Here is a 23703-nt window from a genome sequence, read left to right on the forward strand (position 1 = left end):
ATCTTCTTCTTAACCTCCAACTAAAGCTGGAGGCAACTAACTTCTTTCTTTGTCAAAAAAAAATCCTTTTAATCCTTTAATCTGTGGCTAACTTTTATTTTTCTTTTATGATGCTTACTGGTCCAAATAATCCCGCTTTCAACAAAGGTTCTCCTTCTAAACGAAACGGCGCTGTTGTCCACGTTAATCTTTCTTCTTTTGGCAATTTTTGATCGCCAATTAATCTATTTGCCCAAGTATTTGTGACTTTAATTTCTATTGAATTTTTTCCTTTTTGTATAGCTTTTGAAATATCTGTTTTGAAAGGGAAAGTCCAAAGCGTTCCGCAATCTTTTCCGTTGATTTTGATTTCAGCGATATTTGCAATTTCACCTAAATCTAACCAGGTTTTATTGGTTTCTTTTCCTTTAAAGATAAACTCTTTTTTGTAAATAACAGTTCCTGAATAATACTTAATCTGATCATTTTCAGAAGTGCTCCAGTCAAAAAGTTTGTTGGTTTTTACAACCTCTTTTGGACCTTTAAATTCAGAATCAAACCGCAATTCCCAATTTTCATCTAAAGTCTGTACTTTTTCAAATTCAGAAGATTTTCCTTGAGCCAAAATCTCTTTTGTTTCCTCTTTAAAAATTACAAAACCAGATTCGTTCGCATCTAAAGCTATCGAAACAATTGTTCTTCCGTTTTCTATTTTCCAATTGGCGAAAGCCGAAGTTTGATCTGTTACAGGATTGTACCATTGCGGAACTTTTCCAACTATTCTAAAAGATGCATCAAATGAACGTTTTTCTCCTTTTTGATTGGAAATGAAATAAATATCTTCGGTATCTGATTTGCGATGTGTCCAAGCAATCGTTTCAGAATCGGCTCTGTTTAAATTTGGAAAATAAACATCTTGAGAAATTCCGATGGAAGAAAAATCATTTCCTAAATAAGGCAACTTTATAACTGTTCCTTTTCCTATTTTCCATGTTGATAAATAGGCATTATTCCAAATTTCATCAATTATATTCTGCCATTTCTTTTGATCGGCTTCTGATTGAATTCCTGGCTGAATATTGGGCTTTTCATCTACAAAAATAGTTGCTCCGTTTTTTAGCAATTGCAATATTTTTTCGGCGGAAGCCAAAGATAAAATCTTATTTGGTGCCATTTTATGACTTCCTGGAAAGAATAAAGCGCCGTATTCAATTCCACCTTCAAATGTCACTTTTCCGTTTATCACTTTCGCACGGTTAATCAAAACATCAGCATTAAAGGAATCATATTGATAGCCATTTAGCGGATTAATCCATTGTGACAAATCGGTTATGTTTTTAGAATAGGTAACTTCTTTTGGCATTTTAGCCGTTGGCTGACCTTCATTTTCTAAACGGATTTTCTCGCTTTCCAATCTTTCCTTTCCGAAAACATTTGGAATAAACGGCACCAAACGATCTGGAACAAAAGAACGAGAAGGAAAATCTTCGCCAATAAAAACGGCCAAGTCAATTACAGGTTTTCCTTTTTGCAATTGAAACTGTACTCTTTGGCAATAATCAAACCAAGCTTTTCCAGGTTTCCACCAAGTTTGGTCTCTCTGGAAAAAAGTTCCGATATCGTCTAAAGTCATTCCCGGTTTTCTATCCGTCCACGGATTATGTACAAAAACGTGATAAAATAAACGGTTAATTCCTAAAGCATAATTACGATCTGCCGTTGTTTTTAGATTCCCCGGATGTTCGTCCCAATCCATTCGCAGAGCCGTAAAAGATTCTGCCTGAATAATATCTTTTCCGTAAATATGACCACCCGAAATGGCATCGACCATATCAAAAGGTTTGTCGTGTGTGGGGCTTTTCAGCCAAAATTCTCCACCTGGATAATCGACATATTTATAGTGTAACAAAGCGTCACTCATCATGGTTGGTGCGACGTTTTCTGAACTTAACTTAACGTTATATTCTTTTGCAATTTGAGCGACAGTTCCGTAGAAATTATCAGCTACTAAATCGGCAATTGTTTTACGGACATCGTATAAAACTTTCTCAGAGAAATCGGCACTTTCTATTGGAATTCCGGCCATAGCAGGAAGATATTCTACAAGATCGTAGCCACGTCTCTTTTTAAATTCGGCCTGAAAAACCGAAGACCAGTTTTGGCTTCCGCATTCCCAGCTATCAAAATGAAGAATTTCTAAAACTTTTGAAGCCAATTCTGGCCCAGCCGAACGAACAGCTTCTCCAAACCAATGATCTAGCTGAAAACGAATTAATTCTGGATTAAATTTGTCTACTTCCAGTCCTTTTCCTGCTCCGCCAGTTGCATTCTCATGTCCTGTAGAAGTATGTCCCATTCGGATAATTTTCCATTTCCCTTTAGGTGCTTTCCAGTTCATGTTTCCATCAGCATCAACAAAATTCGAAATATTGATAATTTCTGATTTTTTAAACGCGTCAGAATTTGGTACTTCTTTTTCTGTAGTCTGAGGAGTCAAACGCCAGATTGCTCCAGATTTTCCCTCGTAATTATTAATCAGAGATTGATTCGAAAGTGTAATTTTACTCACTTTCAGATTCTGTTTCCACTTAGCAAAATCCAAATCTTCTGCTCCGGGCTCTGTTCCTTTTGGATCATAAACAAATCTGAAATATTTTGCTGTAACCGGCGTAATAGTATGCGTATTTGGAAAATCCATATCCTGCCAGCCGTGACGCGGCGCGATCATTCTTTCGTGGAATCTAAAATTAACTCCATCATCACTTACTTCTACAATCAGACGCTGTGCTTGAAAATCTCTTCCTTTAGTTTCTATTACAATAGATTTACAGGCAAAAGGCTGTGCAAATTCATACTGAATCCAACCTGCATCTGCAAATTTGAAGTTTTCATCTTTTTTAGGATCAGCCAAAAACGAAGCATCTGTGTTGTTTGATGTCGTCACTTTTGGCAGTTGCATCTGTGAAGTTATTTGGTATTCTTTAATCGGAATAGCAAAAGTGGCAATATCTTTATAATAATCTTTGTAATGTACTGGAACTGGCAATTTCGACGCAACTTTTTTTCCACCTAAAATTTCAGTCGTTGACCAGACTACTTTCTGCATCGACATTTCTGGTGTAATCCATGGTCCGCCTGCAACGGCAAATCCGTCAGCTCCATGAAAAGCCAGTTTTAATCCTAAACGATCTGCTTCCTTAAAAGCCCAATGAATAATATCCCAAAATTCAGGCGTCAACTGTAAAACTGGCGGATCTATCAATGGCGGATTTGCTGGTCCTTTAATAGTCATTAAATAAGCGCCTGCAATTCCGGCTTGTTTCATCGCTTCTAAATCGGTTGTAATTCCGGGTTTAGAATACGCCGATTTCATCCAATACCAATACACCCAAGGTCTTGAGGATTCTAATGTTGGCTGAAAAGATTCTTTTTTATGGATTTCCTGTGCAGAGACGAAACTCGCCAAAAGGAGGATAAAAAAGAGGTGTTTTTTTTGAAACATTATTCTTTGTTTTATTTCGTTTGTAAAACCGACGGGTTTTTGAAACTTGTCGGGTTTGATATGTGGCATTTTTTTGTCATTTCGACGAAGGAGAAATCTCCACAAGTAGCTCCGTAACGAAAGTCCAATCTTTGTGGAGTTTCTTACTAAGATTTCTCCTTCGTCGAAATGACAAACTGTATCTTTAATTTCTAATTGATCTTACAAATCTGCCTAATCTGCAAAATCTGCGGGAAAAATTTACTCTCGCAGATTTTGCAGATTTAAGAGATTATTTTTATTTAACTTTTAGTTCTTAATTTTAAAATTATCAATTATCAATTATCAATTATCAATTATCAATTAACTAATACTTAAATTTCTTCAAGCTACTTTCCAATTCATTTTTTGAACCGTTAAAAGGCGTCAAATAAAAACTATATTGATAATCTCCAGATTTAATTTGATATTGTTCTAATGGCTGTGCAACAATCGTCCAGCTATCATTTCCTCCCACTCCCATTTGAATTAAATCGATGTTTACAGTCAGGAATCCTGGCTCTTTCAAATCGTACGTATGACCTGATGAACTTAGATTTTCCTGTGTATACGGCCAAGCACTCATGCTTAAAACTTTAGAATCATTTACCACTAAAAACCCATTATTTTTCTGCGGAGTACTTAATGCCATCCATCTTACATCACATCTGTTTCCATTTTCCTGTGGTTTTGGATAATGTTCAACAAAATCATTTATTGGAAGAGAATATTTCCCAACAAACGAACCGAAACTTCTATCACTGTAATTTTCCAGTTCTCCTTTTCCGTACCATGAAATTTGGTCGAATTTTCTCTGAACCCCCATCTGCATTCCGATTTTTGGAATGTTTGGCAGTTTGTTTGAAGCCTTTAAACTATAATCTACTTTTATTAGTCCTTTTGGTAAAATGTTGTAAACTACTTTTACGCTTGCACTGTCTTTTATAATTTCGTAATCACTTGTGATTTTAATTTCAGAAGCTGATTTATCAATTGAAATGTTAACCAATTTTGGTTTTGCTTTGTACCATTGTTTCAACAACTTTTGCGATTTCCAACCACGTTTATCATTGTCTGTAAGTGGTCTTACAAAGTTTGGCAATAGCGGTGCAAAAACTTGTTCTTCTCCGTTAAAAATATAAGAACTCAAAGCTCCGTTTGTTTTTCCAATCGTAATATCAAAAGTTTTTCCTTTGATTTTAAAATCAGAATCGGATTCAGAAACGTTTAAAGTTTCTTTTTTAGATTCTGGAGAAACAACTTCTTTCTTTTTCAATATAAACTGATCTTCCGCGACAGCGTAACCTTTTGAAGCCCACAATTCATCCTTTGAAAGCTGGAATTCTATATTTAAAATATATTCAGCATCAGCTTTCATTTTTGGAAGATAAGAACTGATATCTAATGTTGTGGATTGTCCTGCTTCTACTTTAAATGGTTTTAAAATCTGAGTTTTGATTACGTTTCCGTTCTCCAACACTTTTAAAACCGGAATATAACCTTCTAAAGATTTAACTGCCTGACGATTTTTAATTTCTAACTGATTTCCGTTTAAAGTTGAAATCGCTGGCTGATAGACCCATTTGTTTTCAAAAATTGAACCTTTTGGTTTTCCGTTTGAATCTACAATTCCTTTTGTATTGAAGTTTCCGTCATGGTATTTTTCTCCAAAATCTCCTCCGTGCGCAAAATAATTCTGACCTGATCTGGAATCAAATTTCACGATTCCCTGATCTTTAAATTCCCAAATACAGCCTCCAATAACTCTTGGAAGCGAACGGAATTCATCCCATAATTCTTTTAAATTTCCAACTGAATTTCCCATCGCATGCGAATATTCAACGAAAATAATCGGACGTGTATCTTTCTTTTGATCTACTAAAAATTTCGGAGTGAAAACGCCCGGATAAAAACGGCTGACCATATCAACATACGAATCATCCTGCGGGTTTTCGAATCGATAAGCGTGATCGATTGTTTTTGGATATCCTGGATCAAGCGGATCAATATATCCGTCTAATTTGGCATTTCCCTGCGCTGGTTCGTAATGTACGGGACGTGTGATATCAAAATCGTGAACCCAACCTGACATAGCAGCGTGATTTGGTCCTTTTCCGCCTTCGTTACCCAAACTCCACATTACGACCGATGGATGGTTTTTGTCTCTTTCAACCATTCGAATCATTCGTTCCATATAAGCATTTGTCCAAAGCGGATCGTTGCTTAATTTTCCGCCAATTCCGTGTGTTTCCTGATTGGCTTCGTCCATCACCATGATTCCGTATTGATCGCATAATTCGTAGAAATAAGGATCGTTTGGATAATGGCTTGTACGTATAAAGTTGAAATTGAACTTTTTAATTGTGGTAATATCTTGTTTGATATCTTCTCTCGTAACGGCTTTTCCTCTTGTCGGATGATGATCGTGACGATTTACGCCATATACATAGGTTTCTTTTCCGTTGATGAGCATTTTTCCGTTCTCCTTGGAGAATTCAATCGAACGGAAACCTACTTTACAGCTTTTGGCTTCTGTAACATTTCCGTTTTTGTCTTTTATCGAAATGACCATCGTGTATAAATTTGGCTCTTCTGAACTCCATTTCTTTGGATTTTTAATGGTTTCCTGAAAGAATCCGAAGCGAACATTATCCAAACGCGGATAACTTTCGTTAATCAAATCGATTACAGGTCTTTGAAGCGGTTCTTTGAACATAGCAGTATTATTTGCATCGTACAACTGAACATGCATAGTATAATCTTTGATTTTTGCTCCAGTCAGATTCTCTACTTTTGGACGTAATTTGAAAATCGCATCTGTATATTGTTTGTCTAATTTGGTTTGAACAAAGAAATCCTGAATACGCAATTTCGGCTCGGCCATAATAAAAACTTCACGCTGGATTCCGCTCATGCGCCAATGATCCTGATCTTCTAAATAAGAACCATCTGTCCAACGAATTACGCGAACAGAAACTACATTTTCTCCTGCTTTTAAATAAGGTGTAATATCAAATTCTGATGGCAGAAAACTGTCTTCGCCATAACCTAAAAATTCCCCGTTTAGCCAAACTTCAAAACCTGAACTTACGGCTCCAAAATGTAAAGTCACGGTCATATCTTTCCAGTTTTCCGGAACAGTAAAACTTTTTTGGTAAGAACCAACTCCGTTATAATCTTTAGGAATATATGGCGGATTTATGGGTCTAAATGGATAAACGGCACTTTTGTAAATTGGGTTATCGTATCCTTTCATTTCCCAGTTTGATGGCACTTCTATTTTATCCCAGCCTGAAACAGTATTTTTATAAAAATCTTTTGAAGCTTCTTTTAGATTTACAGCATATTTAAAATCCCAATCGCCGTTTAACATCTGGATTCGGCTCTTGGTTCTGTCGCCTTTTAAAGCATCTTCCACACTTGCGTATGAATATGAAGTTGCTCTTGAAGGCTGTCTGTTGATACTTGTGATTGTTGGATCTTCCCACGGAGCAAATTCGTATTTTTTGTGAAGTTCTGGAATTCCCGCTGGCTCTCCTGTTACGGATTGGGCGTGAGTTATGCTTATTGTAAAAAGTAAAATGAAAAATGTGAATACCGATTTTGGTATCGAAAATCGAAACCTTGAAAAGTTATTATTTTGAATTGACTGAAACATTATTTTATTTTTAGTTTTTTTGTCATTCCGACGAAGGAGGAATCACACTCGAAATTCCGCAACTATAATCGATAATCTTTGTGGTTACGAGTGTGATTTCTCGTTCCTCGAAATGACAAACTGGGTCTTTATTTATTTTGTGTAATTAAACCTGACAGGTTTAAAACATATTTTATCTTAATACTTTGTACTTTAGTCTTAATTCTTCTTTGTCTTTTTCTCCGGCGGTGCCACAAAATTCAATTTGCTTTTTCCCAGATCTTTAGAAGTTGCAATGGCAATTCCTCTTTGTTCTGCTTTATTTACGGCACAATAAAAATGATAGACTATACCATCATGTTTTACCACAAATGACTTATGCGCAAACATATCATCATAAGGTTCAGATGATTTAACTAAATCGTCGCCTTTCCAGTCGGTCCAGTTTACTAAATCATTTGAAACGGCAAAACGGTTAAATGCACCTTGATTCCAACCCGTCCAAAAAGCTCCAAAATAGAACATTACCCAAGTATCATTAATTCTCTGAATATAAGCATCTCCTGAGATTCCTTTATGATGATTAATTAATGGTTTGTCGCCATAACGCTTCCACTCTTTCATATCGTTTGATACTGCCATCGCAATGCGCTCTGCTCCTTTAGCAGGATTGATACTATCGCCACGGGCGTTATAATACATGATAAAATTGTGTCCTGTCAATTTATCCTTATCACGAATCACGCTGTTTTTGTACATCGTACTATTGTCCCACCATTTAGCGTTTTTGTCTTTTGGCGTTAAAACCGGATTTTCTAATCTTTGAAATTCGTGCGGTTTTGTCGGTGCTTCTTTGGTATAAGCCATTCCGATCGATAAAACGCCTGCTTCATAACCTTTACTGTCTCCGCCAAAATAACTCATCCAGTATTTGTCATCGTATTTTTCCCATTCGTAGCTTCCGCCCCAAGTTGGATCTTGTAACGAAATATAACCTGCTTTTTGGTTGACGTCCCAATGTTTTTCGTTTTCTGAGAACGACATTACCTTTCCTAGATGTTTCCAGTCTAATAGATTGTCGCTTTCTGCCAACCAAGTTTCGTAACCTCTTCCATCATAAATTAAATACGTCATGTACCATTTTCCGTCTTTTCTAAATACACTCGGACAATCCATTTTGTATGAGGTGTCGGTAGGAACCATTACCAAACCGTATTTATAAGGCGTTTTGATTTCTTCGTAAATCTCCTGCATTACGCTGTCTGTAATTTCTCTTTTCTTGTATTTAGTTGCACAGCTGGTTATAGCAAGTGCTGAAATGGTTAGGATTAGGTATTTAATTTTCATTTTTATGTTTTTTTGCCACGAAGGCGCTAAGGCTCTAAGTTTTTCATTTTTTGTTTCACGCAGATTTTACAGATTTAAGCAGATTATTAATTGATTTTTATCTGCGTTAATCAGCCAAAATCTGCAAAATCTGCGTGAAATTATTTTTTTAATTCCTTTAAACGTGATTCCATTACATCTTTATTCAGTTTTACTTTTACCATTCCTGTTGGATGAAATCTTCTTTTCAAATCGATTGCATTATACACTATTGTGTAAACATCATTTCCTTCTGGGATTAAACACAAAGGCGTTCTCATAATATCCCACCATTTATCAACTTTGGTTTCTATTGGAAGATAATGCGCTTCTTTCCAATTAATTCCGTCTGCTGATAATGAATACGCAATCATATTTGGTAAATGATGTCCCCAGCCGTCTGGACCTCCATCGAAAATAGCAATGTACATTCCGTTTGGTAATTGACTTACAATTGGATTTTCTACGAATAACGGATGCATGGTTTTAATTGGTTCCAGACCTTTGTTCATTCTCAACCAAGGACCTTCTAAACTTTTGGATTCGGCTAAAGCCACAAACCAGCCTTTTCCTGATTTCTTCGGATAATCTGCCCATGAATTAAACGGATACGCACCGCTGTAAAATCCGAAATATTTATCGCCGACTTGATACGGAAAAAACGAAGCAACACCTTGACGTCCTTCCCAAGGCTGAGAATCTAATCCAGGTTCCATAATGATTCCCATATCTTTATAAGGTCCACCGATTCCGTTGATTCCTTCAACAGTCGACTCGCAACGCCATATTCTTCCGAATGAATGATTTGGCTCTATTTCTTTACTAACGGTGTAAGCCAAATAATAGCCGTACCATTTATTTGCTTTTTCATTAAAAACAGGCATATAAGACCAAATGGCTGCGCGACGATCATTCATTGGATTATCGTTCTCTGTAACGGCATAAACACCACTCGCTTGGTAGATTGTAGATTCTCTTTTCCAATGGACGGCATCTTTACTTGTCCAATGTCCGATTTTGGTTTTTACACGATCGTAGTAATAATCAACTCCTTTTTCACCAGCTCTTTCCGTTGGAAACATATGATATGTATCGCCTACTTTTACCACACGTCCGCCTTCAAAACCACCTTGAATTCCTTCTGTTCCTGGCATTCCTTCATCAATAACGGGTTTATTTTCTCCGCCGATAATTTCGAAAAGCGGTTTTTCATCTGAAAATCCTTCAACGATAAAAGTTGGGTTCCAAAGTTTTCCGTCTGGGAAATTGGCATTTCTTGGTTCAAGTTTTTCAGAAGCTTTTACAACCCCTAAAACGGCAAATAATCCTTTTCCAAGATTTAAAGTTTGTGTTCCTTTTGGAAATGAAACTGCATAAACATTTACAGGAGGTAAACCTGTAATTGTAGCTCCGTTTTCTAAAATTAATTTGGCATTTTGAAGTTTATCAGTCTGAAGATATTCATCATTTTTATCCTGAAAAACCGCAACTAAAACCGTAACAGATTCTTTAAACTTTAACTGCAAAGGAGCATTAGTTCCATTTTTATATTTATCTAAAGGAAGTTCAATTCCCGTTAAACCTTGTAATTCTGGAGCTAAACGAACAATATTGTGTTTGCTTCCTGAGAAAACATGAGCATATTGGGTGGTTTTGAAAGTTTTGCAATTGGATTTTACGATTTCAAATGATGCTGGTTTCCATGCGGTTGTTTGTGCTGTGGCTTGGATGCAGACGGTTAATAGCATTAAGAATGCTGTTTTTAATTTGAAGTTGTATTTTTTATTTTTTGAAAACATTGGTTTTTTATTTTTTTGATTTTTTTGTCATTTCGACCGAAGGGAGAAATCGCACTAGAAATTCCGCAACTATAGTTGACAATCTTTGTGGTTACGAGTGTGATTCCTCGTTCCTCGGAATGACAAACTGAACGTTATAAACTATCGACTAATCTCTCATAACTCATAACTCACAAAGCCTTATAACTCACTTTATACTCTACATTCGGTTTTACAATCAACTGATATTTATTTTTTGCTAATTCTGTAATTGTTCCTGAATTTGTTTTTGGTTTGCTTGAACTTTCGATAATCAATTTTCCTTCTCCTTCGCCTGCTTTTACTTTAATTTCTTTGGTACTGCAATAGATGGCAACTTCGCCGTTTGGTGTTGGCACTTTTCCTTCCATCCATTTTAAACCTCCTAAATTTGGTTTGATTTCGTATTGAGAATAGCCAGGAGCCGTTGGTTTTACACCTAAATAATATTTCCCTAATAAGTAAATCGGACTTGCTCCCCAGGCGTGGCAAAGGCTTTTTCCGTAAGGACGACCATACATCGCTAAATGTTCCATTCCTTTTTTATTTGGATTGTACTCTTCCCAAAAAGATGTCGCACCCTCATTCAGCATGCCGCCCCAATAGTCTTTCATTTCTTTTAAAACATAATCCTGCTCGCCCATTGCGCACAATGCTTCCAACTCGTAAAAACGCATGTATGGAGTTGTGATTTGAAGAACATCTTTATTAAGCAGCACTTTATTTTTTACGCTTTGTTTTTGTTCTTCATTAAAATAATTGAAGAAAATACCGAACATATTAGCGTATCTGGTTACAATATTTTGCATTTTACCGTCGATGCGCTGGTGCTTCATGACATTTTCTTTTTTATCCCAAAAAACATCAAATAATTTGGTTTTTAAATCATCACCTAGTTTTTGATATTGTTTTTGGTCTTCGGTTTTGCCAGCAATTTCTGCACTTACAGCCATAGCTTCAAGGCTTCTCGCTAAAAGCATTTGTTCAAAACTCACTTCTCCTGTTTTTGGAAGTCCGTCTGCCCAGTCAATAAAAACCCAATCGCCTTCTAATGGTTCAAGGAATCCGTTTTTATTTCTTCTTTCTAAACAGAAATCCATAAGCGATTTCATTCTTGGATAAAAAGTTTTGATGAATTTCGTGTCGCCCGTATGCAAGTAGTAATCATAAACACCTACAAACCAATACAACGAATAATCCATGATGATATTTACGTGAGCCGTTACAGGATCTTTTCCACGAAGTGCTAACAGCGTTCGTTCTACCGAAGCCGAATCAAAGAACAAATAATAATTCATTAAATAACTTTGATAAGCGTCGCCAGACCAAACCCAGCGGTCACGTTTGATTCCGTCTATAAAAAATTCACGAGAGGTTAAATGCATCGTGTAAGCCGACACATCCCAAATTTTATTCAATTGTTCATCCGAAGATTTGAATTCGCCACGATAATCTAATGGCAAATATTCATACAACATCGAAATAGAATCGTATTTTACACCTGCATCTGCTTGAACTTGAACATAACGAAATGCTTTCGATCCGTCGTGTGTATAGGTTTCAGGCTGTTTTCCATCAAAAGATAAATGATCTAAAGTTTCGCATTTGGCAGAATCCAAAGCTTCTTCACGAGATTCTCCATAATACAATGCTAGTTTGCCTTTTCCTTTTAAACCGTGAATTTTAATGTAACCAAAAGTTTCTTTCCCAAAATCTACTAATTGACCTGCTCCTACTTTTTCTGTTTTTTTGGCGCTTAAAGGTTTCGTTGTAAGTTTAAACTCAGAAGGTTTATTTTCTGGCGAATTAAAATTCCAAGAACCAACAGGAACCCAAGGCGTACCAGATTGTTGTGCTTTTCCAGTTTCATCAATCCAAAGTTTATCTTCGTTGGTTACTTTCCACGAAGCATCAGATTTAACGTATTGACCTGAAATATAAATAGCTGGCAATACTTCCTGATTATAAACTTTAAAGGAGATTTTGTGTTTTCCAGCAGGAACTGTAATTGATTTTGGCTGTCCGTAAATTTGAACGCCATCTAAAAGTAATTGAAAAGGTCCTTCTGAGAAGATTTTCACTTCGTCTGGCTTTGGAATATCTACTTCTGTCTGAAAAGTAACCAAGGCATACGGACTGTAATATTGCCAAAGTGGAGGAAATACAGCTTCGCGTTCTGTACGCCTTACCTGCATTTTATTGCTTAACCAAACTTCAAAATCTCCTGGATACCAGATCCATGTAGCTTCTTTTTGTTTTTCTTGTGCTGATGATAACGAACAACAAAAAAGGGCAACAAAAAGAAGTAAAGTCTTAAAAATGGAAAAGCGGTTTAGCATAGTTAGTGTATTTTGGGACTAAAGATAAGTGTTATCTTTACATTTCACAACCTGCACTATCCTGCTATTTCATAAAAAACAGTACTTTTTGATAATTTTTTAAGGGAAAAATTATGGCTTATCACTTTTTTAGTACTAAAAAAAATGATGTTACAATTTTATGGGACAGTGATTAGACGGATTCGCTATCGCGAAGACGCGGATGAAAACAGATTTATTTTTTTAACACATAGAAACATAGAATTACTTTGTCTATAAAAGGCGTTTCACTTTCATGAATACACATAGCTATGTGTTAATGACTAGTCATTTTTTATTCCCTATTTCGCTAAGTAAAAAAACCTATGTTTCTATGTGTTTAAAAAATCTGTCCAAATCCGCGTCTTCGCGATAGCGAATCTGTATTATCCGCGTTCTAATTTAGACTAACAATCTAAGCAATCATCCTTTCAGATTCATTTTCATCTTCTAAAATATAATTAGAAGGCGTTTTGCCCAAATGCTTCTTAAACATATAAATGAAAGCACTTGTAGTTTCGTAACCTAAATTAAAGGCGATTTCTTTGATCGATTGTTTTTCACCCAAACGTTTTATCGCTTCCAATAATTTTAAACGTGTACGCCAGTCGCTGAAATTCATTCCTAATTCTTTTATGAATAAGCGAGACAAAGTTCTAGTGCTCATAAAAGAAATTTCGGCGTAATATTCTATCGTGTTTTTGCTGGCAATATCTTCCATTAAAAGCTCTACAACTTTTTGAAGTCTTTCATGATTGGTTGTTGGCAAGAAAGTCGCACTTGGTTCTATTAAAGCCAATTCATCCAAGAAAACAGAAATTATTCTTTTTTGTGGCGGAGTGAGATTTCCTTCTATACCAAAAGAAATGATTTTAAAAACCAACTGTTTTAAAAACATCGGAATATCAAAGGAAAAACTATTTGTCGGCAATCCTTCCATTGCAGATGGATCGATAAAAACGCTGTAGTAATTAACGTCTTTCTGAAAAGTAACCTGATGCTCTACTCCGCCCGGAAGCCACAAGCCCTGCAACGGATTCACAACCCAAATATTATTACCAACTACAACGTTCATTACACCACGCGTGGCATAAATAAGTTGTCCACGTGGATGTGAGTGCGAAATACACATTTCGTTGGTTACCATTTCGGTATAGCCAATAACAGGTATTGATGGATCAAGTCTGTATCCATGCTCCTGCGCCATTCGATATGTCCGAATCTGGTTATTCATTGTCCAAATATAGCAATTCTGACATTAGTATTCTTTTAATCTTTGCAAAAAATAATACAGCTGTTGTTTTTTAACCTAATTTAAAAATCAAAAAATATCTCATGGACACTATCAAAGCAAATCCTGACATAGTTAAAAAAACCACTTATTCGATCTTATTCATCATCAGTTTTTCTCATTTAATTAATGATCTTTTACAAGCTGTTGTTCCTTCTATTTATCCGCTTTTAAAAGATAATTTTAGTTTAAGTTTTACTCAAATTGGTATTATTACTTTGACTTATCAAATGGTAGCGTCTATTTTACAGCCATTTGTGGGAATGTATACCGATAAAAATTCTAAACCATACTCGCTTATTGTTGGAATGTGCTTTACAATGATCGGATTATTTTTGGTTTCTATTTCCACTAATTTTACTTTTTTACTACTTTCAGTAAGTTTAATCGGAATTGGATCTTCTATTTTCCACCCAGAATCTTCTCGCGTAGCCCATTTAGCTTCAGGCGGAAAAAAAGGTTTAGCCCAGTCTATCTTTCAATTAGGAGGAAATGCAGGAAGCGCTATCGGTCCTTTATTGGCAGCGTTTATCATTATTCCACACGGACAGAGTTTTGTCGCTTGGTTCTGCATTATTGCTTTAGTCGGCATTTTTGCATTGTATAAAATTGCGATTTGGTACACGGCACATTTGTCCGAGAGAAATGCTAATAAATCGGCATATAAAGTTGAAACGCATCATTTATCAAAAAATAAAGTTATTGTTTCGTTAGTTGTTTTATTGATTCTGATTTTCTCTAAGTTTTTCTATATGAGCAGTATCACAAGCTATTATACTTTCTTTTTGATTGACAAATTCCATATTTCAATTCAGCAGTCGCAAGTCTATCTGTTCTTGTTTTCAGGCGCAGTTGCAGCAGGAACTTTGATTGGAGGTCCAATTGGTGATCGATACGGCCGAAAATATGTAATCTGGGTTTCTATTTTAGGCGTTGCTCCGTTTACTTTAATGCTACCTTACGTTTCTTTATTCTGGGTTGGAACTTTATCTGTAATTATCGGATTGATTCTTTCTTCGGCGTTCTCTGCGATTTTGGTTTATGCTACTGAATTAATGCCCGGAAAAGTCGGACTTGTAGCGGGTCTTTTCTTCGGATTTGCTTTCGGAATGGGCGGTTTAGGTTCTGCTATTTTAGGAAAAATTGCCGATGCTACAAGTATTGAATATGTATTTAAGATCTGTGCGTTTCTGCCTTTAATTGGCGTTATTACTGGGTTCTTGCCTAATTTGGAGAAGAAAAAGAAGGTTGAGTGATTTTTTTTATGCCACAAAGTCGCTAAGACGCAAAGTTTTATTTTTAATTTAAGATTTTAATTGCGTCCCGATAAATCGGGATGAAAAATAATAGAAAGCTCAAAAGGCTTTAGCCAAAATATTTACAATTTGGCTAAAGCCTTTTTCTATTCTTTTTACATAGACCTCCAGTTAAAACTGGAGGCAACTTATAAAATAGCCTTGCTTTATTTGCAATCTTTTTCAAAACATAGCCCGTGGTTTCAACCACGGGAAACGTATTTGATAAACGTAATGTTATATATTGCGTCCCCGTGGTTGAAACCACGGGTTATGTTTAAATTGATGATTTTTATTTCGTTTCAACTTCATTGTTGGTTGTAATAATGATTTTATTTTGCTGATGTTCAATCGTTACGAAATTCCCGTAATTAAAACCGATTTTCTGAAGCCATTTTCCGCAAAGACGAATTTCTGGAAATATAACGTATCGATGATATGATCTTGCAATATGTTTTGGCTGTATTTTTAATCGTCTTTTCGCTGATTGTTTCATTTTATTTTTATTTCATCGAAACAAAAATAGTGAAAATTATACTACAAATAATATTTTTAAGACAATAAATTATTGTTTTAGAGCAATTTTAAGTATTTTAAGTATTCTTTTTATTATATTTAAATTATAAGATATTTGCATGAAATGTCAATAAATCAACATTGTGTCGAAACTTAAGTTAAATAGAATAAAAGTTGTTTTGGTTGAAAACAATCGAACTAGCAAGGAATTAGCCAATCATTTAGGTAAAACGGTATCGACTGTTTCTCGTTGGTGTACAAATGAAGCTCAGCCTTCTATTGAAACGCTTTATGAGGTTGCTAAATATTTGAAGGTTGATATTCGGGAGTTGTTGGTTTCGACTGCACAGTGATTAAACGTTTTTTATATAATTAATCAATAAATATCTTCTTAAGTGTTTCAAAGATTGGTTTAACATTTTTTAAGTCTTCAACAGTGCATTCATTTTTTATTTTTGTTGCAAAAGTTACTTTGTCTCCAATAAATTTTATTAATGAACCTCCACCCACTTGTTGTTCAATATTAAAATTACTCTTTACTATAGGGATTTCATGAAATAACAATTCAATTGGCATATGTGAGTTATTTTCAAAATTCTCAGTAGAATTTTTAACAACTTGCTTTTTAATATCATTGTCGGGAACAGGCAAAAGCATAACATAAGCATTATCTTTCTTACTCTTTTTTAACAATCCTTTAAAAGGATCATTTTCAACAATTTCGTAATCTTTAAAAGAACTCCAAGCATCAAACCCTTCTTTATCAAAATCAAAAATTGCTATAAATTTTTTAGTTGGATAATTAGCAAATATTTCTTTTCTGGAAAATAAGTTTCTTAAAAATGATGCATCAAAACAATCTTGAATATCAAAATTTGGATCTGTTTGTTCTAATTTAACCCACGCTGATTCTAAAATTATTCTATCTGTTATTCCCTCTGTTAACAATACACAATCCGATGCTTTACTAATATTATAACTAACTTTTAAATCAGTTTCATCTGTTGTTAAAGATGCAAATCCTTCAGTTAAAATATTTAATGCGTCTTTTTTACTAGACTTAATTATTCTATCCTCTTCATTTTTATTCATAACATATATAGAATTTTCAGGCGCAAAAGCAACGGTACTAGGCGAATGTGTAACTAAGACAACATTCATATTATCATTTTTCACAAATTGACTTTCTATAACATCTAATAATATTTTTGACATTGAAGGATGCAATGATGCATCAATTTCATCAAGCAATAATAATTTTGGAAATTTTTTATCTATGATTGATTTGTAAATACATGAAACTAATGCCATCATAATTTTTTCACCAGATGATAAATTTTCAAATTCTACAACAACATTACTATCTTTTGTATTGATTAATTTTAGTTGAAATACATGCCCACGTTCTAGTCCTTCTGGATTATTAACTTTATACTCTAGATTACCAAATTTTTGCAAAATCTCATTAATTATATCCCAAGGTTTTTTACCATAGACTTTTTCAAATTCATCGTTTGTAAAAACGGTTCGCGATTCATTGTACTTTTCATTTCTAAAAGAATTATAATCATTTTCTTCAATTTTTTTCCAATAATCAGTAAATATCCTTCCTAATTCAACTATTAAAAAGTTGTTTTTGTGTTTTAGTGGTACATGAAAATTATCTAATTCATCCCGTGTTAATTGTTCTATTGGTTTTTTAAGAAATGATAATAGTCTAGTTAATTCTTGGGTAGTATAAGATCCTGTGTTATTATTATTAATTAATTGTTTTGTATAATTTAAATAATACTCATATTGTTTAAATAACTCTAAATGATCTAAATTTTTGAAATCATTTTCAATTAATTCATAAAAAGAACAATTATTATCTACACAATATGAGATAAGTTGATCCATTATAGGATTCAGATTATTCAAATGATGGTTAATTGCTGTTTTTAATTTCTTTTCAATTACATCAAACATATTTTTTCTTTCCTCTTGAACTTTGAACATAGAAATTTCAGGTTCAATATCGAGAGCAAACGTTACGTTATTAAAATCAACTATTTCATTATGCCTTACATTTTCAATTCTTACTGCACCTTTTGTTAAACTTTTTAAAAAATGAGTTTTTCCAACACCATTCAAACCAGTTAATACTGTAAATTTAGGAAGTTCAAAATCATTAAACTTTGTAATAGAAAGGTAATCTTGTGAGTATTTTAATTTCATAAATTAAGTATTAAATGATTTCTAAATTTGCAAATAGTAAAAGAATTTAGGTTATAATAGCATACATCGACTTTCTCATACTCTTCAAATATAATAGATTCACACCATTTTATTAATACCCTTTTTAATTTCGCATAAAAAATAAAAACACTTCCATGGAAGAAAGTGTTTTTATTTTTTAAGAAAGCATTTTAAACTATTTTAATTCCCATTAAAAACCAAATACAAAACCAAAATCGTCAATCCCAACAACCCAAACAAAAGCTTTACCTTTTTACTAGTTTTAGGAATATCCGTTTCATCTGAAACATTCACTTCAGGATTTTTATCGGTTAAAGAAATAATAACGGCTGTAATTAAAAGCACAGCAAAAATGTAAAACGAAATCAATAAAAAGTGAGGCCAAGCTGGATATTTATCGGCAGGGAAAATCCATAGATATAAAACCCCTACAAACAAACTAAACGCAGAACCCCAAGAAAGCGTCGCATTTACGGCTTTTTTAGTCGTGCGTTTCCAGAAAACACTCAAAAGGAAAACAACAGATAACGAAGGCGCCAGGAAACCTAAAACCGCCTGAAAAATATTGAATAAATTCTGTCCTTTGATATTGTCAATTGCCACAGCAATCAGAATTGCAAAAACACATCCAGCAGCAATTGTTAATCGGCCAATTTTAATTTGATCCTGAATAGTTGCCGTCGGGTTGATTTTCTTCACATAAATATCATTTGTAAAAACAGTACTCAAAGCATTTAACGAAGAACCAATTGTTCCCACCAAAACCGCAATCATCACGCAGATTACCAAACCGTTCATTCCGCTTGGGAAAAGATTCGTAACCATTGTCATATAAGCCAAATCAGAATTACTTCCTAATTCTGGATATAACGCATAACACAAAATTCCGGGAAGAATAAACAACGGCAAAGCCATAACTTTTAACCAACCAATAAAGTTTACGCCCAATTGCCCCTGCTCCAAATTTTTGGCCCCCAAAACACTCTGCACCATCGATTGATCGGTACAGAAAAAAGCAACTGCCGCTACAGGATATCCCAGTAAAATAGCTGGCCAAGGATAATGCGCATCATCTGAAGGACGGACTAAATTCCAAAAATTATAAGGTGTTTTAGCAATTAAAACATCGATTCCGCCTAGTTTTTGTAAACCTAAAAAGGAAAGCGTTAATGAAACTACAATCAACAGAATCATCTGAAAAACATTCACTTTGGCAATCGCTTTTAAGCCTCCGGCAAACGTAAATATTCCAGAGAAAATCACTAAAACGGTAACGCTCTGCCACATCGGGATTCCCAAAATCTGACGTACTAAAACGCCTCCGCTGAATAATCCTAAAGACAGCCAGCTTACTAATATTTTTACTAAAGCATACCAAGCCAAGATGTTTTGCGTACTATCGCCATAGCGTTTTCCCATATATTCGGGCATCGTGCTTACTTTGCTCGCAATATATCTTGGTGCAAAAACCATTGCCAAAAGCAGTAAAAATACAAAAGCGTACCATTCGAAATTTCCCGCTACAATTCCCGTAGCATAACCAATACTCGCAAAAGCCAATAATGACGAAGGCCCAACATTGGTTCCCCACATATTAAACCCGATGCTGTACCAGTTTAAGGAGTTTCCGGCCAGAAAAAGCGTTTCGTTTTTCTTTCTCTGTTTCATACTTACCACATATCCAATGACTAATAAAGCCACTAAATAACCTGCAACAATTACAAAATCGAGCGTGGTTAATTTATCGTAGATACTGTTCATAGTCCGTATTCGTTAAGAATATCGGCAATTTTAACCGGCATTCCAGTTTGCAAAGATTTATCCATTGCTTGCAATAAAGCCACGGTTCCAATTCCTTCTTCCATGTTTGGATAAGCTTCGAAACCTTCTTCGATGCTATCTACAAAATATTCTAAATAATTCTGATATTCCCCGCCATGATGACTTTGTCCTTCAAAACGGAAATAATATTTTATTGTGCTGTCGCCCCAAGTAATTACTTTTTCTTCTCCAGTTCTATCTGTAACGGCATAACGTAATTCGTGATAATCAGCCTGACTTGCTCCTTCTGTTGCTCTTAAAATTGTACTCATGCCGCTGTCACGTTGCGCTGGCTGAGTCGGTGAAGTATACACACCGCTTACACGAGCAATTCTTCCATCGGTTGCTTTAAAGATAAAATGCATGGTATCTTCATTCTTCAATCCTGCATTTTGTCCGTTACTGCTAATCATTCCGTAACCCATTACTTCCTGAATATTTGGCAAATACCATCTGATAAAATCTACAGGATGACTTAAACCTCCGTACAACCATTTAAACGATTGCAAAAGCGACCATTCTTTCTTTAAAAACCATCTGTGATCAGCATGGTATTGGGCTTCAATAGTAATTAAATCTCCAATTAAACCCGCTTCATAATCGGCTCTTTGTCTTTTGGCTGGTTCGAAAAAACGGGAACTTTGTCCAATGAAAACTTTCTTCCCTGTTGATTTGCTTAATTCTAGCAATTCTTTAGCATCCGAAAGATCATCGATAAACGGTTTTGTGCAAACGACGTGTTTTCCATGCAACAATGCTTGTTTTACATGCTGTGCATGCAAGTGATCAGGCGTATAAATCGCTATAATATCAATTGACGAATCGTTTAATAAATCGTCGTAATTGGTTGTGTAGGAATGAAAATCGAATTCTTTTGCTCGCTGTTTACACAATTCTTCGTTTCGGTCGCATATTTTAACAAGTTCTAGTTTCGAACTTTCTATAGCAGCCGACATTGTGCTTCGTCCTTCTCCAAGTCCCAGAATGGCTATTTTTAACATTGGTCTTTATTTTAGGTTTTTGATAGTTTTTTTTGCCACGAATTCACGAATTATGTTTTGAAAATCTGTATGTTATATTATTCGAATTAATTCGAAAAAATAATCGCAAAGATTTTCAAAACATAATTCGTGAATTCGTGGCTATCTCTTTTTATTTCGTTTCAACTTTATTCAAGAAAATCCAGGTTTCATCTGGTTTTGCGCCTTCGATTCCGCTTTGATATTTTTTCATCAAGACATTCCAATCGTCTACACGAGGATTATTTTGTGTTGTCTTTGGATTTAGTTTATCAAGATTTTCTCCTTTCGGAATACTGATTACCAAGATTAATTGCCTGTCTTTTTTGAAAACCTGCAATTGCTGAAAATCGGCATTACAGAAACCTTTTGCTACTTCTGGCCATTTTTCAAATTGTGTTTTATGATACTCAACGTATTCTTTTTGCAGTTTTTCATCAGCAGGAAGATTTGCTGTTAAAACCACATTTTCCCAGTCTGATGCTGGTTTTGAATCTTTACATCTTTCGAAGTTTTGGAAATCGTAAACCAAATCATCATAGATTTTAATTTCAAAAGAAGGAAAAGCGCCCGCCAGTTTTCGTTTCGTTCTTTCTGGCTGATTCATTTTTCCGTAAATCACCAAATGATTTTTCCATTGATACAATTCTTGACCTACTATTCTAAACCCAACCAAAGTCGATTTGATTTTTTCGATATCAAAATCAGAACCTATCAATTCGATTGCATACGGTTTGGGCATTTCCTGCAAGCCCCATTTTTCATCGATAACGACTTCTTTTTCTAAATGTTTGTAAGGCGCTCTGATTCCGGCTGCATCTTTAATTTTAGTACTTACATACGGATCATTGTGTTCCCAAATATTTCCTTTGGGACCATTATGGTTTTTAAGAATTTTCTTTTCGGCAATCCAGTTGTTTTTAATCGTAAAACCTTCACTTCCTTCATCAGTATATAAATACAGCCATAAAAATGGATCGTGCGCATACGGACTGTTGTAAACTTTGTCGATATAATTTTCTTCGATTCGGCTACCAGGCTGAGCCGAAAGTGTGTAAATTCCAGCAACATCGTGTAAATGTTTCGCATAATGATGGATTTTATTTGCCAGAATTTTATTGTTCTGCATCACGTTTGGCGTATGCGTCCAACCCCAGCCCATTGCCATTCCAGAATATGATACATCCGAAATTTCGTTGTGTTCAATTGTGATGTTTCTAACAAAACCTGCGCTGATTCCTAAAGTTCCCCAATCTTCATTGGTTACGTTGGTGATTAAATTATCCGAAATCACTTCATCAGAACACATTTCTCTTTCGTCTTTTATAACTAAAGGCAAATGCGCTTCGAAAGCTTCTTCTGAGAAAACACCAACGTTGATGGCACTTCCGCCAATATCTTTAAATAAATTTCCTTTTACGGTATTGTGATTTGTTCCTTTATTTAAATCTAAACCAGTCGAAGCCAAATGCTCAAAACGACACGATTCAAACTGAATATTATTAGCATAATTTACTTCAACCGCAGAACGAGGTCTCCCAACCCAAGCCTGATTTTCTAAACTCGCCTGATTTGGCGTTCCCGGCTGTTTCAATTTATAAGCGTCCAATAAATACATGCCTGACTGCAACGGAACATGACCTTGCTGTGAAGGACGAAGCCAGTTGCTGTATTGAAACGAAATTCCTTTAAATCTAAAATGACTTACAGGAGAATCGATTGTTCCTTTTACTTCAACTAGATTTTCTAAAACGGGAGCGGTTACAACTGCCGAATTAATCTCTTCTCCAGCTCTCGGAATATAATATATCTTAGCATTTTTCTTGTCCAAATACCATTCTCCAGGTTCATTTAACAGTGAAAAAGCATTGTTCAAGAAATAAGCTGAGTTTCCGTTATTTTTAGAAATCCACGGTGCAGGCCACGGATGCTCACTTTGAATACGACTTTCTGGCTCTTCAAATGAAAGTTTGGCGCTGTCTTTGTGAACTTCAATATTTTTGATTCGAAGATTAGCATTCGACCACCATTGCACAATAAACATTTCCATTCCAGGCTCAAACTTAACCGATTTATCTTTAAACGGAATCCAGCAAGTTTGTTCCTCGTGATTCCAAGATAAAATACGTTCCATTGTGGTTCCCGCAGTATTTTTGGCTCTAACGGCTTTTTTACCATTTACCCACAATTGTCTGTAATCAATCAGACTTCCTGCTTTTTTAGGAGCATCGACTACCCAAACGGCACCTTTTTTAAGTCCGTTAATAACGGTTGTCGATTTTGTCCAGTTTTTAATTTCGATTCCACCGCTTATAATGGGTCTTGCATTTACATCCGCTTCAATTGTTGTTAGGCTTTCTGCTGTTCCAGAATCTTCTGGTCGTACAAATAAAGGTTCGTTTAAATAATACGTTCCGTTCATTACTATGATTCGGATTCCGTCTTTTATCGATGGATCTTTTAAACGACGAAGTTCTCTGGCTTTTCGCATTGCCATGTGAACCGTTGCCAACGGATTTGATTTTGTTCCGATGTTCGAATCTTTTCCTGATGGTGAAACCCAGATTTCAGCACCACTTGCAGAAACTGTGAATACCATTAAGAAAACAATTAGTAATTTGTTGAAAGGAATTAAACGCATTATTTATAGTATTGATTTTTTTCTTGAGCTAAAATTACGAGGCATTTATTTAAAGCGCTATAATTTTTACAAATAATTGTATTTTTAACACTTTTACCAAATAACAGGGACAATTTAAAAGAATATAAAATTACGAGCATCCTGTACCCTCCTGTAATATTGACTTTAAGGTAAAACACCCCAAAAGTTTCCTTTTTATTATTTTCT

13 protein-coding genes are annotated in these 23703 nt (G+C 35.1%); 2 read left to right on the forward strand and 11 right to left on the reverse strand.

The window, feature by feature from the left end:
• Positions 1–94: 94 nt before the first annotated feature.
• From NCC77_RS15240 to NCC77_RS15265, 6 genes are all read right to left on the reverse strand, one after another.
• Positions 95–3550, reverse strand: a complete 3456-nt coding sequence (locus tag NCC77_RS15240) for a glycosyl hydrolase (RefSeq protein ID WP_250836352.1) — start codon at positions 3548–3550, stop codon at positions 95–97.
• 277 nt (positions 3551–3827) lie between these two features.
• The gene (locus tag NCC77_RS15245) at positions 3828–7157 is read right to left on the reverse strand and encodes a glycoside hydrolase family 2 TIM barrel-domain containing protein (protein WP_250836353.1); all 3330 of its coding nucleotides are present in this window, start codon (positions 7155–7157) and stop codon (positions 3828–3830) included.
• Between the two features lie 198 nt (positions 7158–7355).
• On the reverse strand, positions 7356–8483 hold the full coding sequence (locus NCC77_RS15250; RefSeq protein WP_250836354.1) for a glycoside hydrolase family protein: 1128 nt from the start codon (positions 8481–8483) through the stop codon (positions 7356–7358).
• A 140-nt stretch (positions 8484–8623) separates the two neighbouring features.
• Complete coding sequence (locus NCC77_RS15255) at positions 8624–10300, reverse strand: glycoside hydrolase family protein (protein ID WP_250836355.1); 1677 nt, start codon at positions 10298–10300, stop codon at positions 8624–8626.
• A 170-nt stretch (positions 10301–10470) separates the two neighbouring features.
• Entirely contained in the window at positions 10471–12657 is a 2187-nt protein-coding gene (locus NCC77_RS15260; RefSeq protein WP_250836356.1) for an alpha-L-rhamnosidase-related protein, read from the reverse strand.
• 433 nt (positions 12658–13090) lie between these two features.
• Positions 13091–13909 (reverse strand): AraC family transcriptional regulator, encoded by an 819-nt coding sequence (locus tag NCC77_RS15265; protein WP_250836357.1) that lies wholly within the window; start codon positions 13907–13909, stop codon positions 13091–13093.
• A 101-nt stretch (positions 13910–14010) separates the two neighbouring features.
• Between NCC77_RS15265 and NCC77_RS15270 the strand changes: the two genes are divergently transcribed.
• Positions 14011–15222, forward strand: a complete 1212-nt coding sequence (locus NCC77_RS15270) for an MFS transporter (RefSeq protein ID WP_250836358.1) — start codon at positions 14011–14013, stop codon at positions 15220–15222.
• A 331-nt stretch (positions 15223–15553) separates the two neighbouring features.
• Here NCC77_RS15270 and NCC77_RS15275 read toward each other — a convergent pair whose 3' ends face one another.
• Positions 15554–15757, reverse strand: coding sequence for a SymE family type I addiction module toxin (locus tag NCC77_RS15275; RefSeq protein ID WP_250836359.1), 204 nt, complete (start codon positions 15755–15757; stop codon positions 15554–15556).
• 163 nt (positions 15758–15920) lie between these two features.
• Between NCC77_RS15275 and NCC77_RS15280 the strand changes: the two genes are divergently transcribed.
• Positions 15921–16130, forward strand: coding sequence for a helix-turn-helix transcriptional regulator (locus NCC77_RS15280; RefSeq protein ID WP_250836360.1), 210 nt, complete (start codon positions 15921–15923; stop codon positions 16128–16130).
• 19 nt (positions 16131–16149) lie between these two features.
• On the opposite strand, the gene NCC77_RS15285 is transcribed toward NCC77_RS15280, so the two are convergent.
• The 4 genes from NCC77_RS15285 to NCC77_RS15300 all read right to left on the reverse strand — a co-directional run bounded on the left by NCC77_RS15285 (position 16150) and on the right by NCC77_RS15300 (position 23496).
• Positions 16150–17994 (reverse strand): ATP-dependent nuclease, encoded by a 1845-nt coding sequence (locus NCC77_RS15285; protein ID WP_250836361.1) that lies wholly within the window; start codon positions 17992–17994, stop codon positions 16150–16152.
• A 201-nt stretch (positions 17995–18195) separates the two neighbouring features.
• Positions 18196–19776, reverse strand: a complete 1581-nt coding sequence (locus NCC77_RS15290; RefSeq protein WP_250836362.1) for a sodium:solute symporter — start codon at positions 19774–19776, stop codon at positions 18196–18198.
• A complete protein-coding gene (locus tag NCC77_RS15295) occupies positions 19773–20837 on the reverse strand; it encodes a Gfo/Idh/MocA family protein (protein ID WP_250836363.1) in 1065 nt (354 codons plus the stop codon). Before NCC77_RS15295 ends, NCC77_RS15290 begins: the two co-directional genes overlap by 4 nt.
• Before the next feature lie 151 nt (positions 20838–20988).
• Positions 20989–23496 (reverse strand): right-handed parallel beta-helix repeat-containing protein, encoded by a 2508-nt coding sequence (locus NCC77_RS15300; RefSeq protein WP_250836364.1) that lies wholly within the window; start codon positions 23494–23496, stop codon positions 20989–20991.
• Positions 23497–23703: the final 207 nt, after the last annotated feature.

Source organism: Flavobacterium tyrosinilyticum (genome assembly GCF_023656565.1).
Classification (GTDB): Bacteria; Bacteroidota; Bacteroidia; order Flavobacteriales; family Flavobacteriaceae; genus Flavobacterium; species Flavobacterium tyrosinilyticum.

Coding starts and splice junctions, on each gene's coding strand:
- NCC77_RS15240 (WP_250836352.1), bottom strand. CDS start 3,550: ATGCCACATATCAAACCCGACAAGTTTCAAAAACCCGTCGGTTTTACA.
- NCC77_RS15245 (WP_250836353.1), bottom strand. CDS start 7,157: ATGTTTCAGTCAATTCAAAATAATAACTTTTCAAGGTTTCGATTTTCG.
- NCC77_RS15250 (WP_250836354.1), bottom strand. CDS start 8,483: ATGAAAATTAAATACCTAATCCTAACCATTTCAGCACTTGCTATAACC.
- NCC77_RS15255 (WP_250836355.1), bottom strand. CDS start 10,300: ATGTTTTCAAAAAATAAAAAATACAACTTCAAATTAAAAACAGCATTC.
- NCC77_RS15260 (WP_250836356.1), bottom strand. CDS start 12,657: ATGCTAAACCGCTTTTCCATTTTTAAGACTTTACTTCTTTTTGTTGCC.
- NCC77_RS15265 (WP_250836357.1), bottom strand. CDS start 13,909: ATGAATAACCAGATTCGGACATATCGAATGGCGCAGGAGCATGGATAC.
- NCC77_RS15270 (WP_250836358.1), top strand. CDS start 14,011: ATGGACACTATCAAAGCAAATCCTGACATAGTTAAAAAAACCACTTAT.
- NCC77_RS15275 (WP_250836359.1), bottom strand. CDS start 15,757: ATGAAACAATCAGCGAAAAGACGATTAAAAATACAGCCAAAACATATT.
- NCC77_RS15285 (WP_250836361.1), bottom strand. CDS start 17,994: ATGAAATTAAAATACTCACAAGATTACCTTTCTATTACAAAGTTTAAT.
- NCC77_RS15290 (WP_250836362.1), bottom strand. CDS start 19,776: ATGAACAGTATCTACGATAAATTAACCACGCTCGATTTTGTAATTGTT.
- NCC77_RS15295 (WP_250836363.1), bottom strand. CDS start 20,837: ATGTTAAAAATAGCCATTCTGGGACTTGGAGAAGGACGAAGCACAATG.
- NCC77_RS15300 (WP_250836364.1), bottom strand. CDS start 23,496: ATGCGTTTAATTCCTTTCAACAAATTACTAATTGTTTTCTTAATGGTA.